Origin of the sequence: Massilia sp. 2TAF26, from assembly GCF_052115005.1 — a bacterium.
Taxonomy (GTDB): Bacteria; Pseudomonadota; Gammaproteobacteria; order Burkholderiales; family Burkholderiaceae_D; genus Telluria.
On the sequence record NZ_JBFRFV010000099.1, the window covers coordinates 1 to 530 of the forward strand.

Below are 530 nucleotides of genomic sequence, written 5' to 3' on the forward strand. Positions count from 1 at the left end.
ACTTCCGGCAGGCTCTGCACTTTCGGATCAGCGGCAAACTCGCTGTACATACGGAACCAGTCCATTAATCAGTCTCCGAGAACAGGCGCGGCTGCACCGCACCATTTTGATAAACCACGTCCATGATGGTTGTCGCCAACGGCTCGCTGCCATCCCATCTGTCCGGCCAAGTGTTTAGGCTGATCAGTTCACGAATGCGCGCTTCTTCTTCAGCATTGATAATGTCCACCAGCGGCCGGCGCAACAATGCGGCGGAGGTATTCACTTCGGCCTGGATAGCAAGAAGACGTTCCAGCCCCATCAACCGGGCCTCCAACGTGAGTGGACCCATGCGTTGCGGGTTCTTACCGATACTGCCGTCCTTGAGGCGTTCGATGCCGGACTTGCGCAGGCGATGCTGCGGTTCGCGAAGCTCCCGCCAAAGGACTTTGATTCCCTTCATGGGTGCCAGGTAGGTCCACGAAGCGTTCAGCAGCACCGTATCGAGTGCGCTGTCCTCTTGAGCAAGAGGACAGCCGACGCAGCCGGTG

1 protein-coding gene is annotated in these 530 nt (G+C 58.1%); it reads right to left on the reverse strand.

Translation table 11 applies throughout. The annotated features are described in order from the left end of the window. Nucleotides 1-64: 64 nt before the first annotated feature. Nucleotides 65-530, reverse strand: a 466-nt coding sequence (locus AB4Z32_RS27630; protein WP_442125004.1) for a hypothetical protein, incomplete at its 5' end; no start/stop codon positions are given.